Source organism: Bacillus sp. z14 (2026) (genome assembly GCF_058313575.1).
On record NZ_JBZFQK010000002.1, the window covers coordinates 998,167 to 1,014,339 of the forward strand.

Here is a 16,173-nt window from a genome sequence, read left to right on the forward strand (position 1 = left end):
CACAAGGGAGGTTACAGGATGATTAAGCTGGAAAACATTCAAAAATCGTTTGGGAAAAATGAAGTTTTAAAAGGAATTGATTTAGAGGTCCACAAAGGTGATATTATTTCCATTTTAGGGCCTAGTGGTTCAGGCAAAACAACACTGCTGCGCTGCATTAACTTTTTGGATAAAGCGACGAGCGGTACAGTGACAATAGATAACCTGTCCCTTAATGTAAAAACTGCCACCAAAAAGAATATTATTGAACTTCGTAAAAAGACGGGGATGGTATTTCAAAATTATAACTTGTTCCAGCATAAAACAGTCATTGAAAACATAATTGAAGGACCGGTCATCGTACAAAATCGCAATCTGGAAGAGGCAAAAGAAATGGCCCGCAATCTCTTAGAGAAAGTAGGCTTATCACATAAAGCAGATGCTTATCCAAGTTCATTATCCGGAGGACAGCAGCAGCGTGTCGGGATTGCTCGCGCCTTAGCGATGAATCCACAGGTCCTCTTATTGGATGAACCTACATCTGCCTTAGATCCGGAGCTGGTAGGGGAAGTGCTCCAAGTCATCCGTAAAATTGCGAAAGAGGGAATTACGATGATTATCGTGACGCATGAGATGAACTTTGCGCGTGAGGTCTCTAATCATATTATCTTCATGGATAGCGGCGTCATTGTTGAATCCGGCACTCCAAAACAAATATTTGATCATCCAAAACATACACGGACAAAACAGTTTCTAAAACGATTGACTCCAGAGCTAACGTTTGAGATTTAAGGAGTGATTGACATGTATACATTATCCATTTTAGATCAAAGCCCAATTTTGAAAGGTGATACGGCAGAGCAAGCCTTGCAAAGGACGATTAAACTGGCCCAATTTGCCGATGAAAAAGGGTTTAAGCGTTTCTGGGTATCTGAGCATCATCAAACAAAGGAATTGGCAGGATCTTCTCCAGAAGTACTGGTAGCCCATTTACTGGCCAAGACAAATAATATCCGCATTGGTTCAGGCGGAGTGATGCTCACACATTACAGTCCGTATAAAGTTGCTGAGAACTTTCATGTATTAGCGAGCTTAGCCCCTGGACGGGTTGATTTAGGAGTAGGCAAGGCACCGGGTGGTTTGCCAATTGCAACAAAAGCTCTTCAATATAACGCCTTAAGTGATCCACATGATTTTTATACCCGTTTAAAAGAATTGCAGTTTTATATAAATAGAGCCCATTCATTGGCTGCCGAACCGTCTCCGCAAATAAAGCCAGAAATGATTTTGCTTGGAGGCAGTTCCAGCAGTGCTGAATATGCCGCACAATTAGGGATTACCTATGCATTTGCACAATTTATCAATAGCAATGAAGAACATTTGGCTGAAGCTGTCCGTGTCTACAAGGAATGTAAACCGGCTGGTACTTTTGCTGTTGGAATTGCCGTTATTGCTGCCGATACTAGGGAACAAGCAAAAAATCTATTAAAAAACACGGATCTTTTTCGTGTCCATATAGAGGATGGCAGTAAATTCACATTGACTAGTCATGAGAGTGCAGAACGCTTTGGACAAGAAACCGGTAAAACATTCACCGTAGAAACAGTTTCTTCACCTGCTATTGCTGGCACTGCCGCAGATATTTTTGAAAAGCTCGATAAGTTACATGAAAGTGGGATTGATGAATTCATTATTCACACACCAATTTTGGAAGAAGAGGCACGTTTTCGGTCAATCGAATTATTAAGTAAGCGTAATGCTGTGACATTATAAATAAGAACATGGGGGAGATAAAATGAAGATAATGAAAAAAGCATGGCTAACAACCTTAATATCAATAAGTGTTATTGTCCTGGCTGCATGCGGAAGCGATGATGCTTCGGGTGGATCAAAAGAGAAAGTTCAAGAAATTATTATCGGGACAGGGAACGATATGCTTGATATTGCCTATATTGATGAAAAAGGCAAATTAACCGGATACGATGTTGAGCTGTTGCGTGTGATTGATAAACGTCTCGAGGATGTATCCTTCAAATTCGAATCGATGGATTTTTCAAATCTTTTATTGAACTTGGAAACAGGTAAAATCGACATGATTGCACATAACATGGCAAAAAATAAAGAGAGAGAAGAAAAATTCTTATTCAATGAACAGCATTATAACGCAATTCCAACACATGTAGTTGTAAATAAAAAGAATACAGATATTCAATCCATTGACGATTTAGCAGGAAAAAAAGTAGGGGTTGTACCTACAAGCAATGCTTCGCTATTTATTGAACAATATAAAAAAGAGCATAACTTAGATACAGAAATCTTATATATTCCGACAAATACAGATATAACCAATCAATTGAAAACGGGACGTATTGATGCTCTGCTATCTTTCCCATTCTCTGTAAAGGCCAATAACGAACAAGCAGATGCCCAGCAAAAAATAGTTGGCGATGCCCTGTTATACACGGACATCTATTTTCTATTTAATAAAAAAGATAAAGAGCTGGCTGCGAAAATAGATGGAGCTGTGAAAGAGTTAATTGAAGATGGTACGATTTCAGATTTATTAGTTGAATGGTTTGATGAAGATTATTCCGATCAACTGAAGGATTAATAAAATGGAGGCAAATTGCCATGATTGAATTCCACTATATTGCGGAATTTATACCGACTTTACTTAGCTATTTACCCGTTACACTAGTAATCTTTTTATCCTCAATACTCTTGGGATTACTGCTCGGACTGATGATTGCTGTAACAAAACTATATAACATTCCCATCCTTAAAGAGTTTGCGACGGTATATATTTCGTTTATTCGTGGCACTCCGATATTGATTCAATTGTTCTTGATTTTCTATGGGCTGCCATTTGTCGTTGGCTTGTTCGGTATTGACATATCTCGTATGGAGGCCATGATATTTGTGATCATTACGTATACATTGAACAATGCAGGTCAATTCGCAGAAATTTTTCGTGCAGCTGTTAAGTCAATTGATTACGGCCAAACAGAGGCAGCTTACTCAATAGGGATGTCATCACGTCAAACTTTTTTCCGAATTATTTTGCCACAGGCATTCCGCATCGCCTTACCGAATATCGGCAGTGCTTCTGTCAGTTCTTTGAAAGATACATCGCTGGCCTTTTCGATTGGTGTGATGGATATGATGGGAAGAGGGGAAACCTTGATTGCAGCAACAATGCGGACATTTGAAATTTATATTGGCTTAGCTATTATCTATTATCTTATTGTGCTGCTTTTGGAAGGACTATTTAGACGGATTGAAAAATATTATAGCCGGCATATACATGGCTCAGTATCGGAGGGATAGGCATGCAACTAGATATATCATTTATATGGACAGCACTGCAAAGTATTTTGCCGGCTTTACCCATGACTTTCCTGATTGCCTTTGTGCCGCTGCTATTGGGATCGATAATTGGTATTATTGTAGCTTTAGTACGCTTGAGTGATTGGAAGATTAGTAAGGCCATTTTGAATTTTTATGTTTCGTTTTATAGGGGGACACCAGTTATCCTGCACATATTCTTAATTTATTTTGGCATGCCAATCATCGCAGAGGAATGGTTTGACATTTCGCTTAATGGCTGGCCGATTGTTATTTTCGTTATTATTGCGTTGACGCTTAATGCAGGAGCTTTTTTATCTGAAATTATCCGCTCAGGTATTATGAGTGTTACTACCCAGCAAATAGATGCAGCTATATCATTAGGCATGACGACATTCCAGGTATACAGGCGCATTATTTTACCGCAGGCTTTTGTAGTGGTTATACCGAATCTCACGAATATTATTATTTCGTTCTTACACGCTTCCTCTATTGCTTTTCTAGTATCGGTTAAAGAGATTACTGGCGCAGCGAACATTATTGCATCCAGTAATCTTAAATACCTAGAATCGTTTATTGCTGTAGGAATTGTTTATTGGGTTGTGACTATTTTGATTGAATTATCGGCCAATCAATTAGAAAAAAAATTAACGGCACATTTGCGTCAAGGCGTTGTGCAAACTTTGTAAGGAGGAAAGATAATGAGTGATGTAAACGTATTATTGTGGTCAAAAAATGGTTGTTCGTATTGTCAGGATGTAAAAGATTTTTTCGCAGAAAAGAAAATCGCCTATAAGGTGATTGATGTGACAGAACATGATGATCGCCGTGATATTTTAGAAGAAAAATATGGTGTCCGCTACGTGCCAGTCATTGAAATAGGAAAAGACGGACAATATACAGGTGTAACAGAACTAGGTTTAGAGGCGCTTGAAAAAGAATTGAAGTTACAGAAAGTCTTATAGTTATACAAAGTAATTGGTATATATTATTAAGTAAAATAGTAATCCAATAAGTGTATTTCTTATAAAATTTAAATTCAGAATCATATTAATAAGGTATAGGAATGTTAAAAGTCATAGAAATCAATTAATCGTTGATTTTCTAAGGCTTTTAATTTTGTAGGTGAAAGAGCTACAAAATAGGTTTTATTTTAAGCAAGATTTGATATTTATAATTATGGACTCTGTGAGCTGCCTTATCTCTTTTATGTGACAATCTAAAAGGCTTTCTACAAGGGATCACTGAAACTTATTTTTGTGAAATTCGTAAATATATAGAGAGTAAAGTAATAAAAAGTGTCACATGGAGGGGATAGAAATGGCAGAGAAATATATATCCGTTGTAGGTGTTTGTCATTATTTTGGAGCGGATATTTTCAAGGTTGGTCAGAAGATAATCTTAAGAAAAGACTTGGATAATAAGCATGATGATGAAGCAATTCAAGCCGAGCTCGATACAATTGGTAAGGTTGGTTATGTGGCTAATAGTTATCAGACAGTTGCAAAAGGAACCCGCAGTGCCGGCAGGATCTATGATACATTCGAGTACTTATGCATGGGACAAGTGGCCTTCATTGTGAAGGATACAATCATCGTAAAATTATTGGGAAAGGATGAGAGTGCTTAATCAGATTCACCTATCTCTAATGAAAGAATGGCATTAGTTTTGAAGTGTTAAACGTAAGTGAAGTAGAGATACGTCGTCCTTAAAGTGAAAGTCTTATTTTAGTAGAGGCTGTGGGTGGCTCTCGCAAAATTTTGATTAAGCTGGAAGTAGAAACTAAAACTGAAAAGGCAGGATATTCATATGCAGTTGCTGACTTTATGCGAAATAATTGTTATAATTTAACAAAAACCTCCGTAGACGGAGAAGAGCTATGGAGACTGGAGTCTATACTTGTGAAGAATTTTTTTCTATCCACTTCTTTACTTATGACGGTTGTTTTATTCTTGTTTCTACCTCTCATGGTTATTTATGCTTTGATTATTCATTTTACAGGCCAGTATTATGAGAATTTAATCTATTTAATTCTGTTTCTTTTTCTGTTGTGTCTTATAGATATGGGAGTGGGGACTATTATTGATAGCTTTCTTCATGCCGTAACGGACATTTATAAGGATATCTTTGTCAATAAGTTGATTGCGAGTATCTTAACTTTCGCTGGTAGTTATATAGTTATTAGCGCACTAGATTACTTTTTTACACTCATCGATCTTTCTACAACTGTGAAAATAATTATCATATCTATTCATCTTGTTGCTTCGCTGCTGTTTGATAAAATTGACCAAAGTGTGGATGGAAAGAATGAAACGGATGAAACCGATAGTGATATTTATCAAATAGATCCAATGATTAAAAACGAAATCGCATCTTTGTTAAAATCTGAAATCAATTGGGTTGAATGTGTCAAGATAATCAAGGACAAGCATCCGGATATTCCTAAAGAAAGAATTGTAGCTGTAACCCGAAAGTTACATATGGAGAATAAAAATCCTTCTTTTTAGAGGTAAATAAGTAGAAGAGCTGTCCTTAGTGGGCGGCTTTTTTAGTAGAGACACTTTTAACAATATTTTCAGTTTATCTGCTCTAGTATGCTATTAAATCACCTTTTAAAGTGGATTAGGAGGGTTTATCTTTAATAACATTTGTTCGTTACCAGTAATTTTTATTACACCAATCTCTTCTAATTGGATTAGATTAATAATTGCTATAGCTATTACTGGGGTTACGGTATTGTGGTTATATTTAAAGAGTACTCTAGTGAATCTGCAAAAAGAGGTGTAGATAGAAAAATGTATTGTTTTAGGTGCCTATATGCAATATACTACCTTTGTGAATTAACATACAAATGAAAAAAACAATGCACATGATCATTAGCCAATCACAGGCTGATGATTGGCTAAGAGTTTGTAGAATAGGCATTGTTCAGCTTAAAGATTTGTCATTCATAAAAGTATAACGGTAAGTAAGATAGGTGACTATTATGAGCAGAAGTGTAAGACAATATATTGGAATTATTGCGGCTATTATCATTTACTATATCATCCATGAGGGGGCGCACCTCCTAGTAGCTTTTTATTACGGGGTTTTTAAGCAAATCAATTTCATGGGTCTCGGGGTTCAGGTGGATGTATATCATACCCTGATGACAGATATTCAGATGGGAATTTTCTGTCTGGCGGGTGCGATTGCAACTCTTGTTTTCAGTTGGCTTCTTATTATATTTTGTAAACCAATCTGTTCAGTAAAATCAAAGGTTTTCCGGACCATCGCATGGTATACCTCACTAGTCATGCTACTGCTTGATCCGCTATATTTGAGTGTACTTTGTGGATTTTTTGGTGGTGGCGATATGAATGGTATCTTACTGCTTTGGCAGGAATGGTTTGTGAGGGCTCTTTTTGCAGGAATTGGGATTGTCCATGCGTTGGTGATATTCCGGTACTTGCTACCTAAGTATACAAAGTCCTTTTCTGATTAAGATTATTAGCAATTGCATAAGAGCTAAACAAGATACAGGTAGAAAGCCTTGTGTATACCGTGAAAATGTTTTGATTAGCAAGAAATTTAATTAAATGATATGAACTTAACGACTTATTTGATGCTGAGCCGACGAATTTATGGAAAATTCACTCTTTCTCTTTATTCGGAAGTAGAAATGCAAGGAATGAAATGATAAAAAGGAGAATGGCAAAAGATGCTGTTTCTCCTTTTATTTTTGTAAATGAACAAATAGGTTGGGAAATGTTTGGAGCAACAAGAAATCCAGTTTTAAAATAAAATGTAGCAGAATTAAAAAGGCTTATCAACGGGCAGTTGACAAAGAAACTGATTAATTAAAGCATACTCTAATTATTAAAAAGTCGGCAAAATTGAATGGAGTATTTGATAATTCTACAATTTTAGGTATACCGTAAGATAACCCAGAGATTACTCCTAAAGAGGAATATCGTTATGAAGTTTGCGTTGTTAAAAATAAAGATTTTAATGTGGTAAAACCAGCTCATGTTGGTAAATTTCCTGGTGGGAAATATGCTGTTTTCTTGCTTGATCATACAAAAGAGGCAGTCAGTTAATTTTTGGGGCAATATTTTTTCGGAGATAGAAAGAAATAATCTATCCATTAGAGAACAACCAATTATAGAAAGATATACTTCACAAATGATTGATAATCATTTGTGTGAAATATTAGTTACTTTACAGTAACGGAGCAGGGACATTTCCTGAATTGCAGAATTCCAAACCTTATCTGATTTGTGATAAGATAAACATCATTTATTTGGGTTTTTCTACACGATAATCCAATATTCAAAGTAATATAATGAAAAATGAGCTATTGACTAAATATAAAATACAGCCTAGCTTCATTGTAGGGTGCAGGATTTTTGTTGCTCAAGAATGAACAATTGAAAAGCTCGTTAAGGGGTGATCACTATGCAAAACGCAAAAATATTAATCATTGAGGATGCAGAGACGCTTCGTAGAGAATTAACCGCATTTTTAAAAAATTATGGTTATGAAGTGGAAGCACCGGATGATTTTCAAAATGTCATGAACTATGCAAGTCAGGATGATGTTCATTTGATTTTATTGGATATTAATTTGCCTGTGTACGACGGTTATTATATTTGTCGCGAAATCCGCAAATATTCTCAGGTACCCATTATTATTGTGACAAGCAGAGACACGGAAGTGGACGAATTGATGAGCATGAATATAGGCGCAGATGATTTCATTACGAAGCCATATAACACGCAAATTTTGTTGGCACGCATTGAAAATATTTTAAGAAGGACATATGCAAAACAAGAAAGTGCTGTAATGACTTACAAGGATTTGAAGCTGCATTTGGCTAATGGGACAATTTCCTATCAAGGCAAGAAAGAGGAACTAACAAAAAATGAAATAAAAATCTTACATTGTTTAATGAAAAATAATGGAATTATTGTTTCTAGAGAACAGCTGATGGAGGATCTATGGTCATCTGATTTATTTGTGGATGACAATACGCTATCTGTTAACATTACTCGACTTCGTAAAAAGATAGAGGCAATCGGTATGGAAAACCCGATTGAAACGAGACGAGGATTGGGGTATATCATGTCATGACATTGTGGGCATTTTTAAAGGAAATAGTCGTTTTTATTACGGTTAATGTTTTTCTTTTTATGACGGTAGCATTATTTTTAGCTTTTATTTCTATACAAAAGGGTGTTATTGTTATAGTCGGGTTATGCTGGTTTGGTCCGCTGCTTACTTCTTATTTTCTTGAATTTATGAAGAAAAAACCTTTTTATGATGGGGTAATAGAAAATGTTGAAAATCTTGATCAAAAATATTTGCTATCTGAAATTATGGATGAGCCTGATTTTTTAGAAGGAAAGATTTTATATGACATTTTACGGACGAGTGACAAGCAGGTGCATGAATATGTCAACCACTACAAGACTATGCAATCGGAATACCAAGAGTATGTTGAAGCGTGGGTCCATGAAATTAAGACACCGATTGCATCTAGTAAGCTAATAATTGAGAATTATCAAGGTGGTCCGATTGTTGGCTTAACTGAGGAATTAACGAAGATTGAGGATTATATTGAACAGGCCTTGTATTATGCGAGAAGCAGCAGTGCCAGCAAGGATTATATTGTGAAGGAATTTCGTTTAAAAGAATGTGTTTCCAAAGTAATTAAGCGAAATGCAAAAGCGTTTATTCATAAAAAGATTCAGCTTAAGTTATCAGAGATAGATGATGTGGTCTATAGTGACGAAAAGTGGGTTGAGTTCATAGTGAATCAAGTAATCATTAACAGTATTAATTATTGTTATAAAGAAAATAGTTTCATCTCTATTTATACGACTAATCATGAGCATAATCTTATACTTCATATTGTTGATAATGGCATTGGTATTGATGAAAAGGATGTCGGAAGAGTATTTGAAAAAGGATTTACAGGAGAAAATGGACGCATATACAGAAAGTCAACAGGCATCGGTCTATATCTTTGCAAAATGTTGGTAGATAAGCTGCATTTAGGGATTACGATCAAATCACAGAAGGATGTAGGAACCGAGGTAAATATCATTTTCCCGAAAAGTAAATTGGTTTTATTAGAGTCTTGAGAGAAAGGCTCTTTTTTATTACGAAAATAAGATTATTAATGATTTGTGGTATGAATTTGTATGGTGGTTTTCGCCATTAATCTCCAGTGCAAGTTTCAAAAATGTAAGGTTTATGCAACCAACTTCAATATTTGTATTGCTGTAGGGGGGATATACTAAAAGCATAAAAGAGAGGAGAAGGTTGTTATGAATACAGTTCTGGAAGTAAAAGATATAGAAAAATACTATGGTAATAAAGGAAATGTGTCAAAAGTCATTAATCATATAAGTTTTGATGTAAAACCAGGGGAATTTGTTGGTATTATGGGTCCTTCAGGCAGCGGGAAAACGACACTGTTGAATTGTATTTCTACAATTGATCATGTAACAACGGGTCATATTCATATAAATGGTCAGGATATTACGACATTAAAGGCTGGAAAGCTTGAGAAGTTCCGCCGGGATGAGCTAGGATTTATCTTTCAGGATTTTAATTTGCTCGATACATTAACAACGTTTGAAAATATCGCGATCGCTTTAACGATACAAGGTCGTAAGCCGGCTGATATTACAAAGCTAGTAAATGAAGTTGCCGATAAATTAGAGATTACGGCGGTATTAAATAAGTTCCCATATCAACTGTCGGGTGGACAAAAACAACGTGTTGCTTCAGCCCGAGCAATTGTAACGAACCCGTCATTAATTCTCGCTGATGAGCCGACAGGAGCACTTGACTCAAAATCTGCCCGATTACTGCTAGATTCATTTGAGAAATTAAATAAGGAGTTGCAGGCTACAATTTTAATGGTCACACATGATGCGTTTACAGCAAGCTATGCACATCGGATCTTGTTTATTAAAGATGGGGAAATTTTTAATGAACTGGTGAGAGGTGATGATACGAGGAAAGAATTTTTCGGCCGTATCATTGAGGTGGTAACACTTCTCGGAGGTGACACGAATAATGTTATTTAAATTATCTGCTCGCAATGTGAAGAGAAGCTTCAAGGATTATGCAATTTATTTCTTAACATTAACATTTGCAGTCTGTATATTTTATAGCTTTAATTCGATTTCAGCTTCGGCAGCTATGTCTAGTTTAAGTGCCAGTCAGTCGGAAACGATTCAATCGATAACACAATTAATTTCAATAGTATCTGTTTTTGTTTCGATTGTGTTAGGGTTTCTGATTTTATTCGCAAACAATTTCTTAATCAGACGACGAAAAAAAGAGCTCGGAATTTATATGACGCTAGGTATGAGTAAATATAGTATATCGTTAATAGTTGTAATGGAAACACTTTTTATAGGTGTTTTATCGTTAATGGCCGGATTATTACTGGGAATATTTATATCTCAAGGATTGTCCGTTCTAGTGGTTTCGTTATTTAAGGCAGATATGACTAAGTTCGAAGTCGTCTTTTCCAGTGAAGCGATGTTCAAAACAATGAGCTATTTTGGGATTATCTTTCTGTTCGTTATGATCTTTAATAGTTTAGTGATTTCGAAGTATAAGCTCATCGACTTGCTAACAGCCGCTAGAAAAAATGAAAGCCTGAAGATCCGAAAAATATCAACATCAATCGCGTTCTTTGTTTTATCCTTCATTACTCTTGGGATCGCTTATACTGTTATTTTAAAGTATGGTTTAACAGAAAGTTTGACTGTCACGTGGACCTGCGTTGGACTGGGGTCACTTGGAACGTTTTTGTTTTTTATGTCTCTTTCTGGATTTGCTCTTAATATGCTGCAAAGAAATAATACTATATATTTTAAAGGCTTAAATATGTTTGTTCTACGCCAAATAAGCAGCAAGGTAAATACAACCTTTGTATCCATGACTATCATTTGCTTAATGCTCTTTTTCACAATTGGTGTTTTATCAACAGGATTTAGCATAAAGACGGCGGGAGAAAAACAGCTTGTAAATCAAGTGCCGTATGATGCAACATTCTACCTGTATGGAAAAGAAGATACGCAAATAAAGAATATAGATCAAGCGATTGAAATATTGGGTATGGACTTGGATGAGATGGGTGAAAATAGTTCCTTTGAATTATATGAAGCGGATTCTACGTATAACGAATTATTGCGTCCTTTTGCAAATGCAGAGTTAGAACAATACTTTGATATGGCAATCTCTCGTAAAAAAATCTTATTGATGAAAGAATCTGATTATGTAAAGCTTTTGCAAATGCAAGACATTGAACCGAAAAAGTTTAATAAAGGAGAAGTACTCCTCATATCAGATGATGAGACTTATTTTGATGCAGTGAATGCCTATATTAAAGAAAATCAGTCCATTCAATTGAACGCTATGGATTATACGATTGTTAATCGTCAAGTAGAGTACGTACAATATATAAATGATTATCCAGGAAGAGTTGCATTTACCGTGATTGTTCCAGATCAAGCTATTGAAGGTATGACACCTAATATGTCACTGTCTAATGTTAATTACAGTAGTAATAGTCAAGTAAATGAAGACGAGCTTTATCATTTAACTCAAAATGAAGAAGTTTATTCTAAATATGGTTTTTATGTCAACGTAATGACTAAGCAAATGTTGTATGACCAAAGTATTGGATCGTCTACAATGATTGTCTTTATTGGTATTTATCTTGGGATTGTGTTCCTCATTTCAAGTGCAGCTGTACTGGCGCTTCAGCAGTTATCTGAAGCGAGTGATAATATGGAGCGCTATAGCATGCTAAGAAAAATAGGTGTAACAAGTAAGGAAATTAACAAGGCGATATTCGGTCAGGTATTTATTTACTTCATGATGCCATTGTCTTTAGCAATCATCCATTCGATTTTTGGAATTAAAGTGGTCAATCAGGAACTTCTGATGATGGGTCAACCTTCCGTTTTCATACCGGCTTTGTTTACGGCGTTAATTATGATTATTGTATATGGCGGTTATTTCATAGCAACATATTCAGGGTACAAGCGCATTGTGAAAAATTAAAAGAGAAGCTGTGTCAAAAATGAGTTGTTTTGGCACAGCTTTTTTACTGTTTAAATTAGAGCTTGTAGGTGATTTTAAATTGCAAAATTTACTGTTTCAGAACGAATATCTGAATCTATGGGGAATCATACTAGTAAAAGGAATAATGGTTCGAGATTATTAGTAGTGTAATTGAATAATTGAAAAACATCTGTGAAGAGACTATGGGTTTTATTTAAAATAGTCAGAAATAATAGCGCTTGTGAGGCGCGGTTACCTCAAATGAAAGATAAAAGTTTAAAATAGCCCGCCCGTAAAACGGGTGGGCTATTACAGTATCAGATGTGTTAAAAGAAACTGGGCCCTTATCTTTGATATTGAGTCAGCCATTTTAACGTTTCTTCTATTATTTCATCCTGCTGTTCTTTTGCTGAAATCGTGGATTTTCCGTCTCCATCTTGCGTTCCATACATTCCGAATTGGGCATGGTTTCCGCCTTTAACCTCATATAAAGTTGCTTCAGACGAAAGCAAATGTTTTGTATCAGCTATTTTATCAGTTGTCGTTAACCCATCAAACTCGGCATACAGGGAGAGGATGGGGAGGTCAGTTTCTGAAAAATTATTGGAATCGCTCGGATAGGAACCCAATAAGATTAAACCTCTTACATCTTCGAGATGATCGTATGCATAAGATGCTGCGGCTACGCCGCCAAGTGAATGCCCGCCTACATACCAATTCGTTATATCACTGAACTCATCTATAATTAGATCCGCCTGATTAATATCGAGTATGGCAAAGTTCAGGTTAACTTTCGGGACAATCACCAAATAACCTTTATCCGCTAAACCCTGGGCATAGTAGCTATATGCTTCAGGCTCTACTTTTGCACCAGGATAAAGAATGATCCCGCTTTTTGGTTTTTCTATTGGTTCGAACACAAGCCAGTTTTCTTCCGTCTGAATGTCATCTAGATTTATGTATGATGTAACTTCTTCTGATGCTTTGTACGTTTGTTGGGACCAAAAATAGAAGCCGGTAAGACCCAACACAAAAATAATCAATAATATACCTAAGCTAATAGTAATAATCTTCTTCATAAAATGCCTTCTTCTCTTTCATAAATGATATACAATTTCAATTTTAGCATAAGAGCTTCTAAGCTATGTATAAATTCTTTCTAAAGCATAAAGCAGGTAATTCGGTTTCTTAATCAAGTAAGAATTGTAAGTCTACATCGTTCGCTGAATCGAAGCGCAAGGCAAACGCCGGTTTTTTCACCAATTTTATAGATGTGCCGGAGCAAGCAATCACTAAGGTGTTCAACACCATCATGGAAAGCAGAGTGATGCATCTGTTTGTTTTTGTAAAAAGAAGGTGCCATAGTAAAACAGCTATTTGAAGGCGAAATATCTGAGGCCTTCCCGCTTTGGTTTTGAAGGAGCATCCGAATGTCATTGCCATCGCCGAGAAGCTACGCTTGGAGGAACTACCATGATTTAGTAGAATAAAAGAAAATAAGCCGGGTGGGGGAATGTTCCCGACGGTCTCTTTGGAGGGGAATGACATGGTTGGCGTAAAAACGGTGAATCTTGACGGTGAAGAAATCTATATTTTTAATAGTGCGATATATATATTGGAAACTTCATCCGGATTTTCATTGGAGCTCGACATCATTGTGAGCGAGGTTGCCTTAAAGAAATATCGCAGTCGCGAGAGCATTATCGCTGAAATTGAGCTGAGCGATAGTCGAGTAATCAGCTCATTCATGTACATAAAATCAATTCCTGGCCGTCTACCGCAGTTGAACTTGAATTGCGTGATCGATGATCCCTTTGAGCACCAGGGCATTGACCATATCGATGAGAACCAGATTGATTTTCCAGACATTGATAAGGGGATTTCCCTTGCCGACATCAGGAAAGTCGAGATGCCTGATGAAAAGATCACCCTTAAGCTTACGCTGCCAATTGACCAGGTCGAATGGCTTCGTGGAAAAACATCAAAAGAACTCAAACAGATATTCAAAGCAATTATCTATGACCAGATGAATTAAATATATCTACATATTTTAAAGAAAATACACGGCAACTTTTTGGTTTTTGATATCAGAATCATTAAAGGCATTGTTAAGTAGGTAAAAGTTAATTGGAAAAGCGAGTAAAAATCTCTAAAAGCTAAAATTCAATTTATTAGATCTTCAAAAGTTAAATGGAGAAGATAGGAGATTTTTTATACTAGAATTGGTATCTATATTTCTAATGGTGCTGGGAATATCACTCTTTCCGTTTCAAACAGTAAAATGATAGTTATGTCTTCTAAGATAATTTGAAAATAAAAGGGATATTAAGGATCTTGAGTTGTTTATATAGCTATAAACAAGGGCTCTAACACCGTATAAAAGAACCTGTATTCCTGTGTAGGATAAATGCATTCATAGATGTTTAATCTTTTTGATATAGGAAGAAAAATAAATTAATATTTCCATATATTTCTTATTGAAATATAGATAAATACAGATTAAAATAATAAAGCAGTCAACGAGAGAGTTTGAAATTAATCAATTAGAAGCTCGAGGATTGCAGGTTTGAGTCCTTCATGGCTTACCATCTATAAACATGCGGGTGTGGCGGAATTGGCAGACGCACCAGACTTAGGATCTGGCGCCTTACGGCGTGGGGGTTCGACTCCCTTCACCCGCACTTATTATGCGGAAGTAGTTCAGTGGTAGAACACCACCTTGCCAAGGTGGGGGTCGCGGGTTCGAATCCCGTCTTCCGCTCCAATGCCAAGTGATATGCCGGGGTGGCGGAATTGGCAGACGCACAGGACTTAAAATCCTGCGGTAGGTGACTACCGTGCCGGTTCGAGACCGGCCCTCGGCACTAGTTTTTGCAGAATGCGCCCGTAGCTCAATTGGATAGAGCGTTTGACTACGGATCAAAAGGTTAGGGGTTCGACTCCTCTCGGGCGCGCCATTTTTTTGCGGGAAGTAGCTCAGCTTGGTAGAGCACTTGGTTTGGGACCAAGGGGTCGCAGGTTCGAATCCTGTCTTCCCGACCATTTTCATAACAAAATGGGGCCTTAGCTCAGCTGGGAGAGCGCCTGCTTTGCACGCAGGAGGTCAGCGGTTCGATCCCGCTAGGCTCCACCATGACTAATTTAAACCCAAGACTAATTTAAACCCAATAGGATTTTGGTTTTGGCGGTGTAGCTCAGTTGTTTAGAGCATACGGATTATAATCGTTCTGTCATAGATTCGAGTCCTACAAGGTTTATTATATATATGGAGGAATACCCAAGTCTGGCTGAAGGGACCGGTCTTGAAAACCGGGAGGCGGGTTAAACCGCGCGGGGGTTCGAATCCCTCTTCCTCCGCCATATATTATCTAAAGCAATAGTTATAGCGTTGCGGGATGGAGCAGTCTGGTAACTTGTAAGGTTCATAACCAGAAGGTCGTAGCTTCAAATACTATTCCCACAATAAATGGTCCGGTAGTTCAGTTGGTTAGAATGCCTGCCTGTCACGCAGGAGGTCGCGGGTTCGAGTCCCGTCCGGACCGCCATATATTATCTAAAGCAATATTTATAGCGTTGCGGGGTGAAGAAGTCTGGTAACTTGAAGGGTTCATAACGCGAAGGTCGCAGCTTCAAATATTATTCCCACAATAAAATGGTCCGGTAGTTCAGTTGGTTAGAATGCCTGCCTGTCACGCAGGAGGTCGCGGGTTCGAGTCCCGTCCGGACCGCCATTTACATAATGAAGTTGGCTCAGTAGCTCAGTCGGTAGAGCAAAGG

15 protein-coding genes, 9 tRNA genes and 1 pseudogene are annotated in these 16,173 nt (G+C 37.0%); 24 read left to right on the plus strand and 1 reads right to left on the minus strand.

The features are described 5' to 3' along the window. Positions 1-18 precede the first annotated feature (18 nt). From AC4G3O_RS10875 to AC4G3O_RS10940, 14 genes and pseudogenes are all read left to right on the plus strand, one after another. Complete coding sequence (locus AC4G3O_RS10875; protein ID WP_491136166.1) at positions 19-771, plus strand: amino acid ABC transporter ATP-binding protein; 753 nt, start codon at positions 19-21, stop codon at positions 769-771. Between the two features lie 12 nt (positions 772-783). Further along, positions 784-1,752, plus strand: a complete 969-nt coding sequence (locus tag AC4G3O_RS10880; protein ID WP_491136167.1) for an LLM class flavin-dependent oxidoreductase — start codon at positions 784-786, stop codon at positions 1,750-1,752. A 22-nt stretch (positions 1,753-1,774) separates the two neighbouring features. Next, positions 1,775-2,590 (plus strand): transporter substrate-binding domain-containing protein, encoded by an 816-nt coding sequence (locus AC4G3O_RS10885; RefSeq protein WP_491136168.1) that lies wholly within the window; start codon positions 1,775-1,777, stop codon positions 2,588-2,590. 20 nt (positions 2,591-2,610) lie between these two features. Further along, positions 2,611-3,306, plus strand: coding sequence for an amino acid ABC transporter permease (locus AC4G3O_RS10890; protein ID WP_491136169.1), 696 nt, complete (start codon positions 2,611-2,613; stop codon positions 3,304-3,306). A gap of 2 nt (positions 3,307-3,308) precedes the next feature. After that, positions 3,309-4,013, plus strand: a complete 705-nt coding sequence (locus tag AC4G3O_RS10895) for an amino acid ABC transporter permease (protein ID WP_491136170.1) — start codon at positions 3,309-3,311, stop codon at positions 4,011-4,013. Positions 4,014-4,025: 12 nt separating this feature from the next. Beyond that, positions 4,026-4,289, plus strand: coding sequence for a glutaredoxin family protein (locus tag AC4G3O_RS10900; protein WP_491136171.1), 264 nt, complete (start codon positions 4,026-4,028; stop codon positions 4,287-4,289). Positions 4,290-4,644: 355 nt separating this feature from the next. Beyond that, positions 4,645-4,953 (plus strand): HIRAN domain-containing protein, encoded by a 309-nt coding sequence (locus AC4G3O_RS10905; RefSeq protein ID WP_491136172.1) that lies wholly within the window; start codon positions 4,645-4,647, stop codon positions 4,951-4,953. A 131-nt stretch (positions 4,954-5,084) separates the two neighbouring features. Further along, the gene (locus AC4G3O_RS10910; RefSeq protein ID WP_491136173.1) at positions 5,085-5,831 is read left to right on the plus strand and encodes a hypothetical protein; all 747 of its coding nucleotides are present in this window, start codon (positions 5,085-5,087) and stop codon (positions 5,829-5,831) included. Positions 5,832-6,310: 479 nt separating this feature from the next. After that, positions 6,311-6,808, plus strand: coding sequence for a hypothetical protein (locus AC4G3O_RS10915; RefSeq protein WP_139891069.1), 498 nt, complete (start codon positions 6,311-6,313; stop codon positions 6,806-6,808). Between the two features lie 376 nt (positions 6,809-7,184). Then, a pseudogene (locus AC4G3O_RS10920) lies at positions 7,185-7,533 on the plus strand (GyrI-like domain-containing protein); the annotation flags it as partial. Between the two features lie 228 nt (positions 7,534-7,761). Further along, positions 7,762-8,436: a response regulator transcription factor gene (locus AC4G3O_RS10925; protein ID WP_139891068.1), complete on the plus strand. Its 675-nt coding sequence runs from the start codon at positions 7,762-7,764 to the stop codon at positions 8,434-8,436. After that, positions 8,433-9,449 (plus strand): sensor histidine kinase, encoded by a 1,017-nt coding sequence (locus AC4G3O_RS10930; RefSeq protein WP_491136174.1) that lies wholly within the window; start codon positions 8,433-8,435, stop codon positions 9,447-9,449. The genes AC4G3O_RS10925 and AC4G3O_RS10930 overlap by 4 nt, the downstream gene beginning before the upstream one ends. Positions 9,450-9,635: 186 nt before the next feature. After that, positions 9,636-10,403, plus strand: coding sequence for an ABC transporter ATP-binding protein (locus tag AC4G3O_RS10935; RefSeq protein ID WP_491136175.1), 768 nt, complete (start codon positions 9,636-9,638; stop codon positions 10,401-10,403). Further along, on the plus strand, positions 10,393-12,396 hold the full coding sequence (locus AC4G3O_RS10940) for an FtsX-like permease family protein (protein ID WP_491136176.1): 2,004 nt from the start codon (positions 10,393-10,395) through the stop codon (positions 12,394-12,396). The genes AC4G3O_RS10935 and AC4G3O_RS10940 overlap by 11 nt, the downstream gene beginning before the upstream one ends. A 344-nt stretch (positions 12,397-12,740) precedes the next feature. Here AC4G3O_RS10940 and AC4G3O_RS10945 read toward each other — a convergent pair whose 3' ends face one another. Continuing rightward, positions 12,741-13,475, minus strand: a complete 735-nt coding sequence (locus tag AC4G3O_RS10945; protein ID WP_140461393.1) for an alpha/beta fold hydrolase — start codon at positions 13,473-13,475, stop codon at positions 12,741-12,743. A 467-nt stretch (positions 13,476-13,942) separates the two neighbouring features. Between AC4G3O_RS10945 and AC4G3O_RS10950 the strand changes: the two genes are divergently transcribed. From AC4G3O_RS10950 to AC4G3O_RS10995, 10 genes are all read left to right on the plus strand, one after another. Beyond that, entirely contained in the window at positions 13,943-14,431 is a 489-nt protein-coding gene (locus tag AC4G3O_RS10950) for a hypothetical protein (protein ID WP_491136177.1), read from the plus strand. A 564-nt stretch (positions 14,432-14,995) separates the two neighbouring features. Next, a tRNA-Leu gene (locus tag AC4G3O_RS10955) sits at positions 14,996-15,077 on the plus strand. Positions 15,078-15,085: 8 nt separating this feature from the next. Further along, positions 15,086-15,160, plus strand: a tRNA-Gly gene (locus AC4G3O_RS10960). 14 nt (positions 15,161-15,174) lie between these two features. Continuing rightward, a tRNA-Leu gene (locus AC4G3O_RS10965) sits at positions 15,175-15,260 on the plus strand. Positions 15,261-15,276: 16 nt separating this feature from the next. Beyond that, positions 15,277-15,353, plus strand: a tRNA-Arg gene (locus tag AC4G3O_RS10970). An 8-nt stretch (positions 15,354-15,361) separates the two neighbouring features. Then, positions 15,362-15,438, plus strand: a tRNA-Pro gene (locus tag AC4G3O_RS10975). 15 nt (positions 15,439-15,453) lie between these two features. Beyond that, a tRNA-Ala gene (locus tag AC4G3O_RS10980) sits at positions 15,454-15,529 on the plus strand. A 134-nt stretch (positions 15,530-15,663) separates the two neighbouring features. Beyond that, a tRNA-Ser gene (locus tag AC4G3O_RS10985) sits at positions 15,664-15,756 on the plus strand. Positions 15,757-15,864: 108 nt separating this feature from the next. Beyond that, positions 15,865-15,941, plus strand: a tRNA-Asp gene (locus tag AC4G3O_RS10990). Between the two features lie 109 nt (positions 15,942-16,050). Continuing rightward, a tRNA-Asp gene (locus AC4G3O_RS10995) sits at positions 16,051-16,127 on the plus strand. Positions 16,128-16,173 lie beyond the last annotated feature (46 nt).

Excerpts from the sequence above, each read along its gene's own strand:
- AC4G3O_RS10945 (WP_140461393.1), bottom strand. The coding sequence starts at position 13,475 with ATGAAGAAGATTATTACTATTAGCTTAGGTATATTATTGATTATTTTT.
- AC4G3O_RS10875 (WP_491136166.1), top strand. The coding sequence starts at position 19 with ATGATTAAGCTGGAAAACATTCAAAAATCGTTTGGGAAAAATGAAGTT.
- AC4G3O_RS10935 (WP_491136175.1), top strand. The coding sequence starts at position 9,636 with ATGAATACAGTTCTGGAAGTAAAAGATATAGAAAAATACTATGGTAAT.
- AC4G3O_RS10880 (WP_491136167.1), top strand. The coding sequence starts at position 784 with ATGTATACATTATCCATTTTAGATCAAAGCCCAATTTTGAAAGGTGAT.
- AC4G3O_RS10925 (WP_139891068.1), top strand. The coding sequence starts at position 7,762 with ATGCAAAACGCAAAAATATTAATCATTGAGGATGCAGAGACGCTTCGT.
- AC4G3O_RS10940 (WP_491136176.1), top strand. The coding sequence starts at position 10,393 with ATGTTATTTAAATTATCTGCTCGCAATGTGAAGAGAAGCTTCAAGGAT.
- AC4G3O_RS10915 (WP_139891069.1), top strand. The coding sequence starts at position 6,311 with ATGAGCAGAAGTGTAAGACAATATATTGGAATTATTGCGGCTATTATC.
- AC4G3O_RS10890 (WP_491136169.1), top strand. The coding sequence starts at position 2,611 with ATGATTGAATTCCACTATATTGCGGAATTTATACCGACTTTACTTAGC.
- AC4G3O_RS10930 (WP_491136174.1), top strand. The coding sequence starts at position 8,433 with ATGACATTGTGGGCATTTTTAAAGGAAATAGTCGTTTTTATTACGGTT.
- AC4G3O_RS10900 (WP_491136171.1), top strand. The coding sequence starts at position 4,026 with ATGAGTGATGTAAACGTATTATTGTGGTCAAAAAATGGTTGTTCGTAT.
- AC4G3O_RS10950 (WP_491136177.1), top strand. The coding sequence starts at position 13,943 with ATGGTTGGCGTAAAAACGGTGAATCTTGACGGTGAAGAAATCTATATT.
- AC4G3O_RS10905 (WP_491136172.1), top strand. The coding sequence starts at position 4,645 with ATGGCAGAGAAATATATATCCGTTGTAGGTGTTTGTCATTATTTTGGA.
- AC4G3O_RS10885 (WP_491136168.1), top strand. The coding sequence starts at position 1,775 with ATGAAGATAATGAAAAAAGCATGGCTAACAACCTTAATATCAATAAGT.
- AC4G3O_RS10895 (WP_491136170.1), top strand. The coding sequence starts at position 3,309 with ATGCAACTAGATATATCATTTATATGGACAGCACTGCAAAGTATTTTG.